This is a genomic window from Selenomonas sp. oral taxon 892 str. F0426 (genome assembly GCF_000468035.1).
Taxonomy (GTDB): domain Bacteria; phylum Bacillota; class Negativicutes; order Selenomonadales; family Selenomonadaceae; genus Centipeda.
Map to the genome: position 1 here is coordinate 12,390 of NZ_KI260542.1, position 19,582 is coordinate 31,971.

The 19,582-nt window shown below is 55.2% G+C and carries 19 protein-coding genes; 5 read left to right on the forward strand and 14 right to left on the reverse strand.

The features are described from left to right. Positions 1 to 22 precede the first annotated feature (22 nt). The 4 genes from HMPREF1992_RS08040 to HMPREF1992_RS08055 are packed head-to-tail and all read left to right on the forward strand — an operon-like array spanning position 23 to position 3,195. Positions 23 to 328, forward strand: coding sequence for a hypothetical protein (locus HMPREF1992_RS08040; protein ID WP_021685392.1), 306 nt, complete (start codon positions 23 to 25; stop codon positions 326 to 328). Further along, entirely contained in the window at positions 325 to 1,827 is a 1,503-nt protein-coding gene (locus HMPREF1992_RS08045) for an anthranilate synthase component I family protein (protein WP_021685393.1), read from the forward strand. The genes HMPREF1992_RS08040 and HMPREF1992_RS08045 overlap by 4 nt, the downstream gene beginning before the upstream one ends. After that, positions 1,811 to 2,386: an aminodeoxychorismate/anthranilate synthase component II gene (locus HMPREF1992_RS08050; protein WP_021685394.1), complete on the forward strand. Its 576-nt coding sequence runs from the start codon at positions 1,811 to 1,813 to the stop codon at positions 2,384 to 2,386. Before HMPREF1992_RS08045 ends, HMPREF1992_RS08050 begins: the two co-directional genes overlap by 17 nt. Further along, entirely contained in the window at positions 2,383 to 3,195 is an 813-nt protein-coding gene (locus HMPREF1992_RS08055) for an HAD family hydrolase (protein WP_021685395.1), read from the forward strand. Before HMPREF1992_RS08050 ends, HMPREF1992_RS08055 begins: the two co-directional genes overlap by 4 nt. Before the next feature lie 81 nt (positions 3,196 to 3,276). Here HMPREF1992_RS08055 and HMPREF1992_RS08060 read toward each other — a convergent pair whose 3' ends face one another. From HMPREF1992_RS08060 to HMPREF1992_RS08075, 4 genes are all read right to left on the reverse strand, one after another. Continuing rightward, a complete protein-coding gene (locus tag HMPREF1992_RS08060; RefSeq protein WP_037359216.1) occupies positions 3,277 to 4,548 on the reverse strand; it encodes an S-layer homology domain-containing protein in 1,272 nt (423 codons plus the stop codon). Between the two features lie 205 nt (positions 4,549 to 4,753). Then, positions 4,754 to 5,587 carry a polysaccharide deacetylase family protein gene (locus HMPREF1992_RS08065; protein WP_021685397.1) on the reverse strand — a complete coding sequence of 278 codons (834 nt, stop codon included), beginning with the start codon at positions 5,585 to 5,587 and terminating at the stop codon, positions 4,754 to 4,756. A 118-nt stretch (positions 5,588 to 5,705) separates the two neighbouring features. After that, a complete protein-coding gene (locus HMPREF1992_RS08070; RefSeq protein WP_021685399.1) occupies positions 5,706 to 6,197 on the reverse strand; it encodes a hypothetical protein in 492 nt (163 codons plus the stop codon). Positions 6,198 to 6,327: 130 nt separating this feature from the next. Beyond that, positions 6,328 to 7,764, reverse strand: coding sequence for a carbon starvation protein A (locus HMPREF1992_RS08075; protein WP_021685400.1), 1,437 nt, complete (start codon positions 7,762 to 7,764; stop codon positions 6,328 to 6,330). A gap of 226 nt (positions 7,765 to 7,990) precedes the next feature. On the opposite strand from HMPREF1992_RS08075, the gene HMPREF1992_RS08080 reads away from it, so the two are divergent. Next, positions 7,991 to 8,788, forward strand: a complete 798-nt coding sequence (locus HMPREF1992_RS08080; protein WP_037359219.1) for a sulfite exporter TauE/SafE family protein — start codon at positions 7,991 to 7,993, stop codon at positions 8,786 to 8,788. A 70-nt stretch (positions 8,789 to 8,858) separates the two neighbouring features. Here HMPREF1992_RS08080 and HMPREF1992_RS08085 read toward each other — a convergent pair whose 3' ends face one another. The 10 genes from HMPREF1992_RS08085 to HMPREF1992_RS08130 form a co-directional block, all read right to left on the reverse strand. After that, a complete protein-coding gene (locus HMPREF1992_RS08085) occupies positions 8,859 to 10,163 on the reverse strand; it encodes an ammonia-forming cytochrome c nitrite reductase subunit c552 (protein WP_021685402.1) in 1,305 nt (434 codons plus the stop codon). Next, positions 10,156 to 10,638, reverse strand: a complete 483-nt coding sequence (locus HMPREF1992_RS08090) for a NapC/NirT family cytochrome c (protein WP_021685403.1) — start codon at positions 10,636 to 10,638, stop codon at positions 10,156 to 10,158. The genes HMPREF1992_RS08085 and HMPREF1992_RS08090 overlap by 8 nt, the downstream gene beginning before the upstream one ends. Before the next feature lie 33 nt (positions 10,639 to 10,671). Further along, positions 10,672 to 12,795, reverse strand: a complete 2,124-nt coding sequence (ccsA, locus tag HMPREF1992_RS08095) for a cytochrome c biogenesis protein CcsA (protein ID WP_021685404.1) — start codon at positions 12,793 to 12,795, stop codon at positions 10,672 to 10,674. Then, complete coding sequence (locus HMPREF1992_RS08100; RefSeq protein WP_021685405.1) at positions 12,792 to 13,166, reverse strand: cytochrome c maturation protein CcmE; 375 nt, start codon at positions 13,164 to 13,166, stop codon at positions 12,792 to 12,794. The genes ccsA (HMPREF1992_RS08095) and HMPREF1992_RS08100 overlap by 4 nt, the downstream gene beginning before the upstream one ends. Further along, positions 13,159 to 13,776, reverse strand: coding sequence for a cytochrome c biogenesis protein CcsA (gene ccsA / locus HMPREF1992_RS08105; RefSeq protein ID WP_021685406.1), 618 nt, complete (start codon positions 13,774 to 13,776; stop codon positions 13,159 to 13,161). Before ccsA (HMPREF1992_RS08105) ends, HMPREF1992_RS08100 begins: the two co-directional genes overlap by 8 nt. 14 nt (positions 13,777 to 13,790) lie before the next feature. Further along, positions 13,791 to 14,447 carry a heme exporter protein CcmB gene (locus HMPREF1992_RS08110; protein WP_021685407.1) on the reverse strand — a complete coding sequence of 219 codons (657 nt, stop codon included), beginning with the start codon at positions 14,445 to 14,447 and terminating at the stop codon, positions 13,791 to 13,793. Next, on the reverse strand, positions 14,428 to 15,045 hold the full coding sequence (locus tag HMPREF1992_RS08115; RefSeq protein ID WP_021685408.1) for an ATP-binding cassette domain-containing protein: 618 nt from the start codon (positions 15,043 to 15,045) through the stop codon (positions 14,428 to 14,430). Before HMPREF1992_RS08115 ends, HMPREF1992_RS08110 begins: the two co-directional genes overlap by 20 nt. 240 nt (positions 15,046 to 15,285) lie before the next feature. Beyond that, on the reverse strand, positions 15,286 to 16,275 hold the full coding sequence (locus HMPREF1992_RS08120; RefSeq protein WP_037359224.1) for an aldo/keto reductase: 990 nt from the start codon (positions 16,273 to 16,275) through the stop codon (positions 15,286 to 15,288). Between the two features lie 102 nt (positions 16,276 to 16,377). Continuing rightward, the gene (locus HMPREF1992_RS08125; protein ID WP_021685410.1) at positions 16,378 to 17,529 is read right to left on the reverse strand and encodes a mannitol-1-phosphate 5-dehydrogenase; all 1,152 of its coding nucleotides are present in this window, start codon (positions 17,527 to 17,529) and stop codon (positions 16,378 to 16,380) included. Between the two features lie 12 nt (positions 17,530 to 17,541). Beyond that, on the reverse strand, positions 17,542 to 19,440 hold the full coding sequence (locus tag HMPREF1992_RS08130; RefSeq protein WP_037359227.1) for a PTS mannitol transporter subunit IICBA: 1,899 nt from the start codon (positions 19,438 to 19,440) through the stop codon (positions 17,542 to 17,544). Between the last annotated feature and the right edge of the window lie 142 nt (positions 19,441 to 19,582).

The following is a 19,582-nucleotide window of genomic DNA, read 5'->3' on the forward strand; positions in this document are numbered from 1 at the left end:
GCAAAAAGAAAGGGAGTCAGCTATGACCATGAGCGACCACGAGATCACCGATCTCGTACGACAGATGGCAGCGCCGCCGCCCGCCCCCACCTATGGAGAGGCAGAGGTAGAGGAGCTCGTCCGCATGCACGCAGGCGGACGTCATCGGATGCGTAGTGAGGCGGAGATCCTCGCGCGCTACAACCTCGGCAAACAGCAGTACAAGCAGCTTAAATTCAGCCGTGAGAACAACCGTGAACAGCAGCAGATGCTCTATGCCGAGCTCAAAGTCCTCGGCTGGGTGCTCGGCCGCAAGGAGAGGGATGTTGTCATGGAGATCAATCAATGAATCTAAGTTTGAACAAAGACACCTTTATTGCTGCTGCACAAAGTGCGAATCTTGTCACCGTCTCCACCGAACTGACGATGGATCTCGATACGCCCGTCTCCATCTACTACAAGCTCGTTGGAGAGAAAAAAGGCTACATCATGGAATCCGTTGATACGACACAACAGCAGTTCGGACGTTACTCCTTCATCGGCGGAGATCCATTCGTGCGCGTCCAGGTATTTTCCGACAAGCTGCTCATCAATGAGAACGGCCTGATGAAGAGCATTGCAGGCGCACCACATGAGACCATGAAGGCATATGCCGCCCGCTTCATCCCAGCTGCGGCGGATGGAGATGCTCTCCCCCTCGTTCACGGTGGTCTTGCAGGCTACTTCTCCTATGAGACTGCGGCGACATTTGACCGTGTGCGCGGTGTGGATCTCGGCGGTGAGCAGCTGCTCGGGCAATTCATGATGTGTCGTTATCTCGTTGTCTACGACGCTCTGCGTAATGCCGCACGTCTCCACTACCTCGCTGATATTCATGATGGCGATGATCTAGATGAGCTCTATGATCTTATTGCGGAGCGCCTTGCAGCGATGCGTGACCGCCTTGCTGCACCCTTCACACCGCCTGCAGCTGCACCTACGAGGCGCAAGACTCCTGTTGACTTTATGGCGCACTATGGAGCAGCACCCAAGCACTTCCTCGATACCATACGCCGGATCAAGGAGCACATCTATGCGGGCGATATTTTCCAGGCAGTGCCTTCCTTCCGTTTTCGTGAGAAGATCACGCGCCCGGCGTTCCTCTTCTATCGCCGTCTGCGTCAGGTGAATCCATCGCCCTATATGTTCTACTACAACTTCGGCGAGGTGAAGCTCGTCGGCGCCTCCCCTGAGATGCTTATCAAAGTATCGGGCAGCACCGTCTACACATACCCTATTGCAGGTACAAGAAAGCGCGGCAAGAACGATGAGGAGGATGCTCTCCTCGCCGCTGATCTGCGCGAGGACGAGAAGGAGTGCGCCGAGCACGCTATGCTCGTCGATCTTGCACGCAACGATCTCGGACGCATCAGTGTCCCCGGTACCGTGCGTGTGCCAAAGCTCATGGAGGTCGAGCGATTCTCCCACGTCTCTCATATGGTGAGCAGCGTCGTCGGTGAGATTGCACCCGCCTACGCACCGATGGATGTCCTGCGTGCCACCTTCCCTGCGGGAACGGTCAGCGGTGCACCAAAGCTGCGCGCCATGGAGATCATTCACGAGGAGGAGCCGGAGCCGCGCGGATTCTATGCCGGCACCGTCGGCTACATGGACTTCCGCGGAAATATGGATATGTGCATCACCCTGCGCACCATGTGCATCGTCAACGACGACACGGCGATCATCCAGTCAGGTGCAGGCATTGTGAAGGACTCTGTCCCCGAAAAGGAGTATCTTGAAATCCTGCAAAAGGCGAAGGCACTCTTCGAGGTCGTAGAGGAGGTGGAAAACAATGCTGCTTTTGCTTGATAACTATGACTCGTTCACCTACAACATATATCAGATGATCACGAATCTCGGCGCAGAGGTTGAGGTCGTACGCAATGATGCAATGACGATACAAGAGATTCACACGAAAAAGTATAAGGGCATTGTGATATCGCCCGGCCCCGGCCTGCCAAAGGACGCCGGCATTACTGAGGCCGTGATACAAGAGCTGGGTGCGGAGATCCCCATCCTCGGCATCTGCCTCGGTCACCAGGCAATCGGTGAGGTGTTCGGCGGAAAGGTAGTTCGCGCGAGTGAGATCGTCCATGGCAAAGCCTCCCCCATCCACCACCATGGCACGGGACTCTATCGCGGCATTCCTGCAGATGCGCAGGTTGCACGCTACCATTCCCTCATCATTGAACGCGAGACCCTCCCGGATGTTCTCGAGATCACAAGTGAGCTTCATGATGGCACGATCATGGGTGTACGTCACAAGACATATCCCATCGAGGGCATCCAGTTCCATCCTGAGTCCATCCTGACCCCCGTGGGAAAAATGATCATGACAAACTATCTGACGAATATTGAGGTAATATGAGCGAAAAACGATACGATGACATCCTCCTAATCTGTGATCTTGACGGCACGCTGATCCCACGCTATGAAATGATCGCGGAGGACAATGTGCGTGCCCTCAACACATTCACTGCCGCAGGCGGCGTCTTTGCCGTGGCGACAGGGCGCACGCCGGAGTCCGCGCTCCCCTATCTCGATGGAATCACCATCAACGCTCCGAGCATTTTCTTCAACGGAGCCATGCTCAAGGATCTTTCTGCCGATCAGGTACTCGAGACTCGAACGCTCGAGGGCGATCTCTGGCGCACGTTTGCAGCGCGTATCCTCTATCAGTTCCCGCGCGCCTGCGTCGAGGTCTATACACAGGAGCAGTGCAATATCATTAGTCCGAAGGAGAATGATGATCCACGTCTCGAAGAGGAGTTCTACAGCGTCAACCACACGACACTTCGTGACATGGAAGACGCGACTTGGCTAAAGTTCTTCATCTGCGACGCTCCGATTAACCTGAGCTTTATCGAGCGCCTGGCAAAGGAACTGGGCATTGATCAGTGCTCTACGTCCTTCTATTCCGATGCAAACTACCTCGAGTTCGTCCCGCCCGGTACGAGCAAGGGCGCCATGGCGGAGGTACTGCACGCTATGCCTGCGTACACAGGACGCCGTGTCATCGCATGCGGTGACTATGAGAACGATATAGAGCTCCTCCGTATGGCAGACATCGGCATTGCCCCTGAGGACGCATCCAAGGAAGCAAAGGAGGCGGCAGATCGCATTGCACCGCCGTGCCGCGAGCCGATTGTTCCGTGGCTGCTGAGAGAAGTGTTGTAATTCAGACATTCACATCAAAAAGACCACTGCAACTGCAGTGGTCTTTTACTATGCGGTAAAACCGCTTATGATTCGTAAATCTTAGAAGAAGAAGCTGACGCGGCCGAACAGCGTCTGAGCCTTATTGTCCGTCACGAGCTCCTTGCCACGGAAGTACTGAACCTGCGTCAGGACATTCTTGAACGGTACATAGCCGATGCCAAGGTCAATGCCCTTCGTGCCATAGCTCGTAACACCATTGACGATATGATCCGTCGAATAGGTCGGAGCGAAAGCTACATTAGCGCCAAGGTGACGATAGGCTACATATGCGCCCCACGAACCCATATCAGACTTCTTAGCCCCCTTATAGTCGATCTGCACACTGCCCGCCTTCTTGAGCTCGTCAGCTTTCTGGTTCTGTGCATATGCACCGCTGATGGCGAGGTTCTTATCAAAAGTATACTTACCGCCAACCGACCAGATCGCAGCCTTATCCTCAGTTGCACCGCTCACATTGTACTTGTCGCGAGTCTCGAGAGCCTTGCTAGAGAACTGACGATAGGCAGCGCCTACCTCCAGATTGCCGGCTGCATAGCCGAGATCAATTCCCTGATAGTTGGCTGCCTTGTCGCTACTGCTCGTGATACCATCCCAACGACCTGCCTCAAGCGTTGCCTTAAGCTTATTGCCAAAGGTCACCTGTGCACCGGAGAAGAAGTCATCAGCAACCATCCCGGCATCCGCCGCCGTGAAGAGCGACATCTTACCGAGCTTCACGTTAAAGTTGCTATAGTTGCCCTCTGCATGAGCATAGGTGAGCTGGAAATGATCATCATTTTTACCAGGACGAGATGCATCTTTATCCATATAAGTCGTTGCCGTCAGACGTGCCTTGACCTTCCAGTGATCATTGACCTCAGCGGTCGGGAAAAGACGAAGCTGGAGCTGATCCTTATTCGTCCTATCCCCCTCATTACGGAGGCTCCAGTAACGATAACGGAGTTCGCCCGTCCACTTCACCATGTCCGCATTGCGCTCGAGGTTGGAGACACGAACACCGAGGTTGTTGAGCTCGTCTGCAAACTCAGCTGCGAGGCGGTCAACAAGAGCACGATCCGATGCCGACATATCGCCCTTTGCCATCGCCTTGCCGACCATCTGTGCCATCTCGTAACGCGTGATGTTGCGGTCGCCGCGATAGGTGCCATCGCCATAGCCCTCAACAACACCGTCCGCAGCAAGCTGCGTCACAGCATCGTATGCCCAGTGATCACGGGGCACATCCGAGAACGGGTTTGCCGCTGCGAACGTCGTGGATGCAGCACCGATCGTCAGCGCCGCTGCGAGTGCAGCTACCATTGTCTTCTTCATACTACTTCCTCCTTTGCGGGGATCTCCCGCAATCGATGAAATGTTCACCTGCATACAGGAGGATGGAGTGTCCATGTTCCCTCACAGCATCCTGTCTGCAGATTCGACGCTGTCATTATAACACATGATTATTGCGTTGAAAAGCGGAAGCACGTCCTATTGTCATATTTTTTCATAAGTATTATACAAGTAGGAACAATTCTCTTTAGTGCCGTGCCCATCCATACTGGGTGATGTTTGAGGTATAGCGCAGTCGATCGACAAAGTCTACGTTTGTCGCCCCTGTACGAAAGATCGGGACACGCTCCATCGCATAGACATTGCTCGCACGGTCTACATTGCCATATTTGACCGTAAAGCCGCCCTTATATCCCGCCTCTTTCGCAATTCCGACAATATGGAGGTCATGCACGCCGGTCGGATAGGCAATGTACTCGATGGGATGCCCCAACTCTGCCTCTGCCTGTCTCTTTGACTCGACCAACTCCTCGCGGATACGATCATCGGATAGCTCCGGCAGTGGTGCATGGGTTACGGTATGCGACTGTGCTGTAATGCCGTGCTGCTCCATCTCACGCAGCTGGTCCCACGTCAGATAGCCCTTTCGCTTGCTGACAAATCCGGTCACGATGAAAATCGTCGCCTTGAGGTTATATTTCTTTAGAATTGGATAGGCATTCGTATAGTTATCGACATAGCCGTCATCGAACGTGATGAGTACAGGACGATCGGGGAGGGTCCCCTTTCCATCCAAAAAATCATAGAGTTCATCTGGTGTGATCGTATGATATCCATGATCGACGAGATACTTCATCTGCCAATCAAAATCCGATGGCTCGACTGCAAGCGAGATGAACATGGAGTTGACCATGTGATAGTTGAGCACAAGTACCTTCATATCATCCTCCGGCCGCGGAAGCGATGCTGGTGCAGCCTCCTCGCGCGGATGCCCCACGATCAGTACGAGTCCGAAGAGTATGAGAAGGACGGCGATCAGCGGCCAGAACTGTCTGCCACTGATCATCTTCTTCAGATTCATGCCATCCCTCCGATTCTCTCCGTATCATCTCTATCGTGCTTTATTGTACTCAGATTTGAAATGAAAATCAAGCAAAGAAAAAGAGACTGCTGTGCAGTCTCTCGGCATATTCGTCTGATTAGTCCTTCGCCCACACCTCAGCCATGAGATCCTCGTATACAGCCTCGAGCTGCTGCACAAGAATCGGCAGGAGCGTCTGAATCATGCGGCTGTCAAACGTCTCATCGACAAACGGAACGCAGATATCGAGATAGATATTGCCATCCTCACGGAGATAGTACTTGAAGATCTTGTACTCAGCATTGAGTGTATTGAGGTAGCTCTTGATCCGCTCGACATTCTTCGCATTGATCCCCGTCGCAACCTGCGTACGGATGATCGTGAAGATACTGTCGTCGATGAAGATCGCCATCGGCATGATCTGCCCCTTCGCCTCGATGCGCGAACGGAAGATTGTCGTGTGGAATTCATCGGCAAGCGCCTGCGAATCAAAGAAGTTGATGTCGTTCTCTTTGAGAAACGCCTGGAACTTTTCCGCCTTCGAAAGGCCCTCAGGAGCAGTTGTCTCCGCAGCCTCTGTCTGTACGTCTTTCTCTTCGTTCTTCGCCATGTGTATAGTTCCTCCCTTGTTGTGTGAGAACGGGAACCCCCGCCTAATCTTTGACTATTGTATCATATATAATTTTTTTTGCAAGAAAAACCGCCGTACAGTCGTACGGCGGCTCAAAGTCATCATTTGCTTAAAGCGTTCTCTTGCGCAGGATGAATGCGCGGACAAAGAGTCCCGTGAAGAGGATCGCGAAACCGATGCCCGCCGGATAGGTAATATCGGTCGACATGCCAAATCCCTCCGGAGCCTGCAGGAGGTAGGTCGTCGTGACCGCCGACATAAATATCGCCGGCAAGAGTGCCAGTACATAGGCATAGGAGCCTGGCTTATGGAGGTAGAGATATGCCGCCCCCATCCAGAGTGTAATCATCGCGAGCGTCTGGTTCGCCCACGAGAAGTAACGCCAGATGATGGAGAAATCCATCTGTGAGAGAATGAGGCCGATGCCGAGCATCGGGATGGCTATGATAAGGCGCTTCGGTGCCTCCTTCTGCGGGATATTAAGCCAGTCCGCAAGTGTCAGACGTGCCGAGCGGAATGCCGTGTCGCCGGAGGTAATCGGGCAGGCGATAACACCGAGCATGGCGAGGATAGCACCGATGCTGACGCCGCCGATGCCAATGGCGCCCATGAAGCCGTTGCAGATCTCATAGACGACACCGCCGGGACCCGCCTCCTTGAGCGCCGCACCGAGTCCTGCCGTACCATCGTAGAACGTCGCACCGGCAGCAGCCCAGCAGAGTGCGATAATACCCTCGGAGACCATTGCACCGTAGAATACGGGGCGTCCCATGCGCTCATCCTTGAGGCAGCGCGACATGATCGGCGACTGAGTCGCGTGGAATCCGGAGATCGCACCGCAGGCGACCGTGATGAAGAGCAGCGGCCAGATGGGCAGCTGTTTCGGATGCAGATTCTCGAGCGTCATCTCCGGCATCACGTGTCCGCCGACACCAAAGAGCATGCCGCCCATAATGCCGAGTGCCATAACGATGAGACAGATGCCGAAGAGCGGATAGAACCGCGCGATGATCTTGTCGATCGGCAGAAGCGTTGCCATCGTGTAGTAGATGAAGATCACGCCGAGCCACATGAGTACTTCCTGCCCCGTAAGCTTTGCAAGCAGCATCGCGGGTCCCGTCATGAAGACAACGCCGACGAGGACGAGCAGGACAATCGAGAAGATACGCATGATCTGGAGCATGATATGCCCGAGATTCTTGCCGACGATCTCCGAGAGGCTCTTGCCGTCCTCACGGAACGAGATCATGCCCGAGAGATAGTCGTGCACACCGCCCGCAAAGATCGTACCGAAAACAATCCAGAGATAAACGCTCGGCCCCCAGAGCGCACCCGCAAGTGCGCCAAAGATCGGCCCGAGGCCTGCGATGTTGAGCAGCTGGATGAGGAACACCTTCCACGTCGGCAGGGGGATGTAGTCCACTCCATCCTCCAGCCGAATCGCGGGAGCCGTCTCCCCCGTACGGCCAAACGCTCGGTCTACAATTGCCCCATACACAATGTAGCCCACGATGAGCGTTGCAAGCGCACCAAGAAATGTAACCATTCGTTGTCACTTCTTTCTTTAGTACATATAATAATGTGCCGGACATGCCGGCGCCCCCGTTCCTGCCCTCCTTTCCAAGAAGGATGCAAAGAAGCTCTCCTAAATAAGTTCCCACAAATAACAAATGTGCTTCTTCGCGCTCATCATATCACAAGTCTGCTCCCTTGTCTAATGGTTCCTATGTGTTATAATGGGCAAATACATGATGGACTTTGGAGGTTTGCATATGGGACTCGATATTCTTCTTTTTCTTCTTCTCGGACTATTCGTCGGCACATTCGGAACGCTCGTCGGCATCGGCGGCGGTCTGATCTGCGTACCGATCTTCATCTTCTTCCTGTCCGACGGCGGTGTCTATCCGTATTTCCACACAGCTGCGCAAATTACGGGCACATCGCTCGTCATTGTACTTGCAAACGCCCTCTCTGGGACGCTCGCCTACATCCGTCAGCAGCGCGTCTACTTCCCCGCCGCTGTGCCCTTTGCGCTCGCGACGCTGCCGGGCGCATTTCTTGGATCGTACATCGTCGACGACTTCACGGGACCGATGCTCTACGCATCCTATGGCACATTCCTTCTGGTGATGGCACTGCTCATGTATTGGAACGCCACACACAAGAATCATACGGATGTCCACACGCTCCCTGCAGGCTTCACATTCAACCGTTCACTCGGCATCGGCTCGAGCGCAGGCGTCGGCTTCATCTCGAGCATATTCGGCATTGGCGGCGGCGTCATCCATGTACCGCTCATGGTCTACCTGCTCGGCTTTCCCGTGCACATGGCGACAGCGACCTCGCATTTTGTCCTTGCCTGCTCGGCGGCGTTCGGTGTCGTCAGTCACGTCTGGCTCGGGCACGTCGTATGGACGCCCGCCATCTGTATCTCCATCGGTGCCGCCATCGGCGCCCAGATCGGCGCTTCCCTCTCGCAGAAGACGAAGTCCAAAGTCATCCTTGTCCTTCTCTCTCTCGCCATGTTCGCGCTTGGCGTTCGTCTCATCTGGATGAGCGGAATGCTATAAGACACAAACCAAACGTAAAAAGAATCGCCCCATTATGAGGCGATTCTTTTTTGGTCTCGTCGTGCTCCGATCAGAGCGGCTGGAAGCCGTGGCGTGCTCCCTCGGCGGACTCGATTGCCTGATGTGCGAGATCAATCGAAAGCCCAAGGGTACGCATGATCTTGTCGGGGTTATGGAAGCCCATGCCGTTCTCGGCGGCAACCCAATCCCAGTACCACTGTGCTTCGCGAATCTTCGCGCGTGCATCCTCGAGTGCTGCATCGGGTACACCTGCATCCATCGCAGCCTTGACCGTGCGATGTGCGCGTGCGACCGTCTGGCCTGCGATGCGCTGGATCTTGAACGTATTGTCATGAATGGTCTTGACGCGTGCCACGAGGGTCTCCTCGCTCTCGTCATGACACTTCAGACAGGATTCCTTCGTCGTCTTCAAGGGACTCGTCATCCAGTGCGAGGTGTACTTCTTGCCGCCGTCACGCATATAGGGCATGTGGCAGTCCACGCAGGTAACACCGGCATCGGCATGGACACTCGTCGCCCACGTCTCGAACTCCGGATGCTGCGCCTTGAGCATCATCGTCTTGGAGTCGGGGTGCATCCAGTCGCCCTTGAATCCGCCTGCCTGACCGGACTGGTAGTACTGATACTCGGACTCGGCATCCAGACCGTTCTCGTATGGATGTGCGACACGACCATCCTCGGCGGTGAAGTAGTACTCCGTATGGCACTGCGAGCACACATAGGCACGCATATCATTGTGCGTGGCAGCGTTGACATCAACACCACGTCTTGCCATCGACTCGATAAAGCCCTGCTGATAGACGCGCAGCTCCATCGTCTCGGGATCGTGGCAGGTCGAGCAGCCGAACCACTCATCCATCGTGATGGGAGCCGCAACTTCATCAAACGGCTTCGATGCATACGCCCATCCACCTTCTTTGAAGTACACATCATAAACATACGAACCCTTGCACTGTAGACAACTCCCCTTCTGTCCCGGAAGCCTCTTCGTATGCAGGAGATCCGCCCCCGCATACGTATGCCCGCGGTCATCGTCATACTGGATGGCGAACTTATAGCCCTTGAAGTTTTCCAGCATCTCGGGCTGGTGCTCCAGATGACTGTTGCCCTCCATGCTGCCGCCGTAGCCCGTGGGCGACGGAGATTCTTCATTGTTTTTCATGAATGAGTTGTACTGGAGCGGATAGGCGTCCTTGTACGCCTCTTTGCCGATCTTGGCAGCGGTGTCGCCCTGGATCTGCACGCGTTTGATGCTGTCATCGTTCGGGTGTGCACCGATGCGAACGGCGACGAATCCAAAGAACAGGGCACAGACGCCGGCAACACCCGCGATGATTTTCTTTCTGTTACTCAACTCTTATCCCCCCTTCTAAAGGATTGGAACCATGCGGCATACCACTGTGACACTTCGTACAGTTTGCATTTCCGTCCTTGCCCCTGTCCAGACATACCGCTCCCATGGTCGATGTATGGCAGCGCAGACAGTTGGCATTCACGATATCCCGTCCGTGATCGGAGATCTTGATGTGTACAGGATAGTCGTTCAGTACCTGATGGAGCGTGTCATGCATGCCTGTCTTGCCCTTTTCAAAATAGTAAACGGCAATATTGTCGTGCGGCAGATGGCACTCCACGCAGGCGATATCCGCATGTGTGGACATGGCGTGAGTCTTTGCCTCGTGCTGCATGGCATGGCACATGCCGCAGAACTTCGGCGATGCCGATGCCTTGTCCATAAGCATACCGCCGCCGACGGCGAACAGTCCCACGAGAAACGCACCGATGATACAGCGCAGCGTATGCTCCTTTGCATACTGCTTCAAATTCATGTGTCCTTCCTCCCTTCTATGATTTCTGCAAACCTAGACTTCCGATCCACCTCCTTTGCCCCGATTTGCCGCCTGTGCTGCTGCCAGAAGGCCACCGACAGTCACGAGAACACAGGCAAGCCAGAGGATGGAGATGCCGGGCTTTGTACTGACCGAGGCGGGAACAGGAAGTGCCGCCTCCTCTGCCTCGGAGGGCAGAATCTCTATCCTGATGTCACGTTCATCCGCCGATACCCCCGTGAGACGAATGCGGAACTTGCCGTTCATCACCTCGATCGGCTGGGATGTCCCGCCCGTCTCCGTCGCAAGGATCGTGGGGGCTGCATCGTCGACCTCCTCGCCGTCCGTCAGCGCAATCTGCGCCGTGACGAGGGTCTTGCCGCCGCCCTGCGGCTCAAATGCGATGGATTCGTAGCGGTAAGCATAGTCGTTGATCCCCATAACGGTCTTGCCGCGATGAAGGATCAGCTCGTCACGCTCCGCCGAAGTCGGCGACGGTGCGATATAGAGATCGCCCGCAAGGCTTCTTGCAATCGCCGGCTCACGTGCCGCATCCTCACCGTTTGCGCGCAGCTTCGTCACCGCCTCTGTGACCGTGCCGTCCACCTCGTAACGATAGGACTTCTCCCTGCCGTTTTCGGCAAATGTCTGCCCTCGATAGATGACCGTATGCCCGTAGATCTCCTGCGGCTCGTCAGGTATGAGCGTCACGGTCGTCGTCTGACTGCCCGTCCCTGAGAGGATGAAGGCAAGGAGCGCAAGTCCAGCACCGGCATGAGCGATCATGCCGCCCAGCCCGAGCCTGTGAAGGCGGAATGCCTCAATGGCGGCGAGGGCGGCAAGTACGGCGAACGTGGAGAGCAAAATCGACGGAATATCCGTTGCTCCGACCAGTCCCGCCAGAACACCGCCAACCACGGAGATCACGAAGATCCACAGCGGCCGTGCGACACGCCCGCCGCCAGGGGGCAGAAGCACACCGAGTGCCATAAGGAGTGCAAACGGAACCGCAATGGGCAGCGATGTACGCACATAGTAGCTCGTATCAACTGCCGCACTCTCCCCAAGCAGCCCAGAGATGAGCGGCATGGACATACCGAAAAACACGATAACGACGATGAATACGAGGAGAAGCATCCCCAGCAGAACGAGGAATACACGACTGCGGTGCTGCTCGTAAAGCGCCCCCTTCGGCAGTCGCTCAATCCGTGCGATGAGTACACAAAGTCCCGCAAGGAGTACCAGTGCATTTGCGAGAGCAATGTAGAAGCCGATGTCCGAACCCGCGAATGAGTGCACGGAGAAATCACCGAGAATGCCGCTGCGCGTCAGAAACGTCCCGTAGAGGACAAACGCGTAGGAGAAGATGGCTGCGAGATGTACGAGATAGTACGCAGCGCGCCGTTCGCGCGCAACGGAGATTAGATGAAGCAGGACGCAGGCGAGCAGCCACGGCACAAGCGAGGAGTTCTCCACGGGATCCCAGCCCCAGTAGCCGCCCCACCCGAGCACCTTATACGCCCAGTAACCTCCGATGAAGATGCCGGCACCGAGGAACGCCCATGCAATGAGCGTCCAGCGGCACATCGGAGCGAGGAAGCCTCCGTCCATCGGTGCCTTTATCATGCTCTCAAGCGCATAGGCAAAGGGCACGGCGAGCAGTGCATAGCCGACGAAGATGATCGGCGGATGCACCGCCATCCACGGATCCTGCAGCAGCGGATTCATTCCATGCCCGTCAAGCACAATCGTCTCAGCGGGAACAAACGGACTTTTGATGAGTACGAGGACGGCGAGGATCGCGGTGAGCATCTGATAGATGCCGCGTCCCGCTGGCGTCATGCGGCCCTTCTGTGCCAATATCATGCCGACGACGGCATGAATCACGAGCCAGAGCAGGAATGAGCCCTGCTGCCCCGCCCAGAATGCCGAGATTTTATAGAGGAGAGGCAGGTCTATGGACGAGTAGCTGACAACGTAACTATAGCTGAAATCATCCGCGAGGATAACGGCAAAGAGCGCTGCCGCTGCACCGACCGACATAAGACCTGTGAAATACGCACAGATTTTGCTTTGACTATATTTCCCCTGCATGTCCAAAAGCATTGCAGCGAGAGCAAAGAGCAGTACACCCCCTACGAGTACCGTTCCGATCATACCTGAACCTTTCCTTGTTCCGCTTCGTATTTCGACGGACATTTGATGAGCAGCTTGTCCGCAACGAAGGCATCCCCTGTATATTTCCCAATCGCAACAATGTGATACGCCTCATCAAACGTATCCGGCTTAATCCCCTTATAGCGCACGAGCATCTTCTCCCCCGTCTCCTCGTCTGCGATGGAGAAGACAAACATCTCGTTCTCCATGTGCGGCTCGACGGTATCATCGGGAAGTCCTCTGACCTGCACATTCCGCTGGGATGTACGCGCCTCTGCAATGCCGACGTAGGGCGTCACCGAGTCCGCAAAGAAGTACCCTGCATATCCGATAAATCCAAGAATCAGTACTACAAAGAAATATTTACGCATGACGATCCCCCCGTTTCATCAGCCAAACATACATGAGTGTCAGATCGAGCAGCGACAGCATGAGCGTTCCGAGCATTACCGCATCCATATCGAGCCGCCCCGCGCCGTTGAGCACAGGCGACGGATGGAGTGAGAAGAACATCCGCGGCAGGATAAAGACGAGGAACGGAACTGCAATAAAGGAAAAGAGTGCATAGACTGCCGACGAGGAAGCGCGTGCCCGCTCATCCCGCATCGTCATACGGAGTGTGACGTATGCCCCATAGATGAGAAGCAGAACGAAGATCGTCGTCTGCCGCGGATCCCAGTTCCAGTAGGCGCCCCATGTGAGCTTCGAAAAGATCGCCCCACTCCCCGTTGCGAGGAGGGTGAAAAGCAATCCGAGGAACGCGGATCGTGCACTTTTTGCATCATAGTGAAGGTCTCGCGTTTTCAGATAGCGTGCACCCCAATAGGCGGCACAGAAGAACGCAATGACCGAAACCCACGCACATGGGATGTGGAAGAATGCAATACGAACATAGTCACCCAAGCCCTGCGCGGGCGGAACCAAGAAAAAGACAGCATACAGAACCGCCAGTGTCAAAACACCGATCACGCCTGCAAGCATCCCAAACCTCCAACCTAACTCTCGATCCAGAGAGAATCAAACAACATCGACGCACCCACGGTGAGCGCCATATCATAGATCAGCATGCCGCCGAGGAGCGACGGCTCTCCCTCCCCCGCTGTCAGCGCAATCGCGGGCAGGAGGATCGGCAGCATGGATGGGAGCAGCAGCACGGGGACAAGTCCCCCGCGTACGCTTGCCCCAGCGGCAACCGCCGCGAGCAGTGTATCCGCCGCCGCCATGCCCCAAAGTCCCAAAACGAGCGCCGTGAGGAACACGACATCAAGGACGAATGGTGCATTCATCAGAATGAGGATAAGCGGCAGAACAATCGCGGCGAGAATCAGCAGTGTGACGAAGTGTGCCGCCATCTTTCCAAAGAGCACTGCCTGTGCCGGAACATAGATCCGCAGGAAGAGCAGCGTGCCCGCCGCAGCCTCCTCCGCAAAGAGCCGTTCCCCCTGCAGCGTTGCCGCAAAGAAGACAACAACCCAGAGAAGCGCCGCTGTCAGCCGTGCATCGGACATCCCGCCTGCGAGCGACATACTCAGGAAGGCGATCACAGTCAGCGCAAACATCCCCATCGTCACATATCCAGCACGATGACGGACGCCGTCGAGGAGTTCCTTGTAGGCAACTCTGCGCGCCGCTTCAAAGTTCGACACACGCATCCGCTGCCTCCCTCTCCTCCCGATCATTCGTCGCCCACAGAATAAGCCGTCCCCTCTTCGCCGCCGCACGCGTCTCGTTCATGAGAAGCGCACGCCCGCGTTCATCGAGGGCAAGCCCCGGCTCATCGAGCAGCCAGACCTCGGCATCAATGCCGAGCACAACGGCAAGACGCACACGCTGGCGCATCCCTGTCGAGAGCTGCCCCGTCATGCGCGGCAGAACCTCCCGGGGAAGGCCCACGCGTTCGAGCAGCGCCGCCATCGTATCATCATCCGATGCAATGCCGCGTACACCGAGCAGGAAAGCAAGATTCTCTCGTACCGTGAGGCGCGTATACAACTCCATCTCCGGCGTCGCCAATGCGAGCAGACGCCGGTACTCTGCCCCTTTGACAGGGGCGCCGTTCCAAAACGTATCAACCGTTCCGGAGGTTGGGAGCATGAGCCGTGACGCGAGACGCAGAAGTGTCGATTTCCCGCTGCCATTCGCCCCGGCAACGGCAGTCACTCTGCCGCCTTGAAAGGAACACGTAAGTTGGTGTAGAACTTCACGCCCTTCAAACATTTGACTGACATCGTTCAAACGAATTTCAACCATAGGCTATCCCTTCCATAATTTTAATTTATTTTACCACAGGTATAAAAGAAAAATGAAATACATCTTTTCCATAGTTTTTTTCTATAGCTGTAGGCTATTTCAAAAATGAACCTGCTTCATTTCTCTTAAATAATCGAAGATATAGAAAACGGCCAGAATTTCATCACGAAAATCCGACCGCTTCTTCAGGATTTTTTAATATATATAATTTTTATCATTGTGTTATGATCTTTATCACACCTAGTTTCGCATGACTCCAAAAACCTCAGACATCGACATTGCGCCCAAACGCTCATCAATCGCGGCAATTTCCTCTGATGAAAGAACAATATTTGCAGCCCCTGCATTCTCTGCGAGGCGTGCGCGTTCACGTGTTCCCGGGATCGGAGCAATGTACGGCTTCTTGCAGAGCATCCACGCGAGTGCAATCTGCCCACACGTCGCGCCCTTCTCCTCAGCGATGCCATGGAGGAGCGCAAGAAGCTGACTGTTCTCCTCCATCGCAGCCGCACTGAACTGCGGCATCCGTGCACGCATATCCCCCGCCTCGAATGTTGAGAATTTGTCGTATGCGCCCGTAAGCACGCCGTTCGCAAACGGCGAGAATGCGACAAAGCCGATGTTCAGCTCCTCAAGCACGGGAAAGAGGGATTCGTACGTACGCGTCATCATGGAGTAGCGGTTCTGCACTGCTGTGAGCGGACAGACGGCGTGTGCACGGCGAATGTGCTCCTCCGTTGCCTCGGAAATGCCCCAGTGGCGAATCTTTCCTTCCTTTATCAGATCACCCATTACACCTGCAACCTCCTCGGCGGGGATTTTAGGGTCGACGCGATGCTGATAGTAAAGGTCAATATAGTCCGATCCAAGCCTCTGCAGTGATGCGTCTACAGAGGCACGGATCACTTCGGGACGCGCATCCGGAACAATGGGACTCTTTCCCTCCTTGAGAAGGCTCATGTCGAAATGAATGCCAAACTTTGTCGCAAGAACAATTTTCTCCCGATAGGGCGCAAGTGATGCCCCGACCAATTTTTCATTGTCATGCGGATCATCCGGCGTTCCGTATACCTCTGCTGTGTCAAAGAGCGTAATACCCATATCGACAGCGGCGGCGATCAGCTCACGCATCTCCTTTTTATCGGCGGGCGCACCGTAGCTCTGACTCATGCCCATGCACCCAAGTCCAACGGACGAAACCATGAGATTTCCAAGTTTTCGATAGTTCATAATGCTTCCCTCTTTTTTCTATGCTATATCATACAGGCTTCATGACAGTAAAAATGACGGTACAAATATTGTACCGTCATTCCATTAGAATGTGGTTCTAATTTACTTCTTCAATTCTGCATTCTTATCAAGGATGAGATTGAAGAGCTCGGAGCCTGGCGGAATCTCTGTAAAGTGCATGAGCGCCTTCTCAAAGCCGTGTTCCTTGATGTAGCCCTGCACCTCGACTGCCTCGGGATCGTCGACAAAGTCAAAACGGAGGGCGGCGGCGATGACGGTCGCAAGTGCCTCGGGCTTTCTGCCGCGCTCAATGAGCTGCGCTGCCGGGGAGACAAGGCGATCCTTCACACCGAGCTTGCGTTTCGGACCTCGTGCAACACGCGTCACGGCATCGGAAAGGTGCGGATTCGTAAAGCGCTCCTCTGCCGTGCGGATGTATGCCGCATGCTTCTCACGATCAAAGCCGTACTTCTCGATAAGCAGTTCGCTTGTCTCTGCCCAGACACGGCGGACAAAGGAAACAATCTCCTCGTCCTTCATCGCCGACGCGATGTCCTCAATGCCCTTGAGATAAGCCATATAGGCAATGGAGGCATGTCCCGTATTGACGGAGAAGAGCTTACGCTCGATATACGCCTCGAGGTCGTCCACCCACGTCAGTCCCTCGATCTGCGGCTCTGAGCCGACCACACCCTTGCGGTCGACATCCCACTCCGCGAAAGGTTCGACCTTCACGAGCAGGGGATCCTCATTGTGCTGGATGGGCACGATGCGGTCAACAGCAGCGTCGGGGAATCCAATGCAGCGCATGACCTTTTCCTTGGTCGACTCATCCAGATGCTCATAGACAAAGTTCTTGAGGACGGTCGATCCGCCCACCATGTTTTCGCATGCGATGATGTTGAGCGGCGTCTCGTTCTTCTCAACGCGGCGCGCAAGGCCCTTTGCAATATTCGGCGCAATGAACTTCAAGATGTTCGGACCGATGGCGGTAGTCACGATATCCGCCGTGACGAACGCATCCAGCAGTTCCTCGAGATTCACATTGCTGTTGATTGCCTTGACGTGCGCGACGTGAATGGTCTTTGGGGCGTTGCCGACCACCTCGATGTCATAGGAGCGGCGCGCATTGATCTCGTCGACCAGCGCCTCCGCAACATCGACGAATGTAACCTCATAACCTGAGCGTACGAGCAGTTCCCCAATGAAGCCACGTCCGATGTTGCCGCCGCCGAAATGAATTGCCTGTTTCATCGTGCGCTCCTTTCAGTCCGCCTTCGTAAAGACTTCGTACAGCTGCTCGACACTCTCCGTCTTGAACAGTTCTTCGAGCTGCTCATCCGTGTAGTCGCCGACCATGGTCGCAATATTCGCGAGAATGGCAAGGTGATCGTTGCCGACGCCCGCAATACCGATGACGAGATGTGCTGTCTCATCGCCGAACTTGACACCCTCGGGGTACTGACAGACAACAATGCCCGTCTTCTTGATCGTATCCTTGACCGCGTTCTCGCCATGCGGAATCGCGATGCCCTTTCCGATGTAGGTCGAGAGATCCTGCTCACGATTGAGCATGCCCTGCACGTAGCCCTCGTCAACGTAGCCGCTTGCCACGAGCATCTTGCCCGCCGCCATGACTGCATCCTCACGGCTGACAGTCGAAAGGCCGACCTTGACATTCTCCTTGAGCAGAACGCCCTCGCTGACCGTTGCCGCCGCCTCAGCTTCCTCATCGGATGCCGGAGCACCCGCTTCGACAGACGATTCTTTCAGACGTGTCGTGACAATCTCATAGACATCGTTCTGCGTAAAATCTCGCACCCAGATATGCTCTGCCTGCGGCGAGTCCGCCAGGGCACGCTCGGCAAGTTTTTCATGTGAGACGACGAGCTGCGCTTCGCTCGGAATCGCACCAATCGCGCAGTTCGTAACGGAGATATCCGTATAGCCGTCCTTCTTGAGTTTCTTGCGAAGCGCCGCTGCACCAAGGGCGGACGATCCCATGCCCGCATCACAGGCATAGACGATGACCTTCAGATCCTTGCCTACAATCTTCTTCTCACCGGGAAGATCCTTGCCGCGATTCTTCATATCTGCCATGCTCTCACGTGCAGACTCGAGCGAATCCTCCTCGACATCCTTCGACATCTTGATAAAGACGGAGGCAACCGCGCAGGATACGGCCGTCGCAACGGCGAATGCTGAGAGGTTCGCAAAGAGTGCCGAGCCGTTCGGCGTCATGGCGATGATCGCGAAGATCGAGCCCGGGGAGGACGGTGCAATGAGACCGCCGCCAAGCAAGCCGAGGGTAAATACACCGGACATGCCGCCTGCAATCGCTGCAACGATAAGGGTCGGCTTCATGAGAATGTACGGGAAGTAGATTTCGTGAATACCACCGAGAACGTGAATGATCATCGCGCCGGGCGAGGACGATTTCGCCATGCCCTTGCCAAAAAGCCAATACGCAAGCAGAATACCAAAACCTGGACCCGGGTTCGCCTCGAGCAGGAAGAACATGGACTTGCCATACTCCTGTGCCTGCTGAATGCCGAGCGGGCTGAGCACGCCGTGGTTGAGCGCGTTGTTGAGGAAGAGCACCTTCGCCGGCTCGATGATGATGGATGCGAGCGGCAGAAGCCCCATCGCAACGATCCCCTCCACGCCGCTGCGCAGGATGTCGTTTGCACCGCCGACCACGGGGCCGACGACGGCGTAGGCAATCATCGCGAGAATGCCGCCGAGAATGCCGAGCGAGAAGTTGTTGACCAACATCTCGAAGCCGCCCGGAATGCTGTCGCGGATGGCATCGTCAAATTTCTTGATGATATAGCCGCCCAGAGGGCCCATAATCATTGCACCGAGGAACATCGGAATATCCGAGCCTGCGATGATGCCCGACGTCGCGATCGCCGCCATGACACCGCCGCGATGCCCGTAGATTGCTGCGCCGCCGCTGTAGCCAATGAGCAGAGGAATCAGCCACTTGCTCATGGGGCCGCCGACCTGCGCGAGGTATTCGTTCGGCATCCACCCCGTCGGGATGAACAGCGCAGTCAGAAAGCCCCATGCGATAAACGCACCGATGTTCGGCATAACCATTCCGGACAGGAAACGACCAAATTTCTGCATGGCCTCCTGTGCCCCTCCACCTTTTTGACTCATCATAATTCCCCCTGAAAAATATACCTTTTGTTGACCATTTCCGATTTCATTATAACGAATGGGATTCATCTTTGCAATGATAATAATTTCTTTTCGTTACAACATGATCTAAACAAAGAAAAAGAGTTGATACGCGACAAAA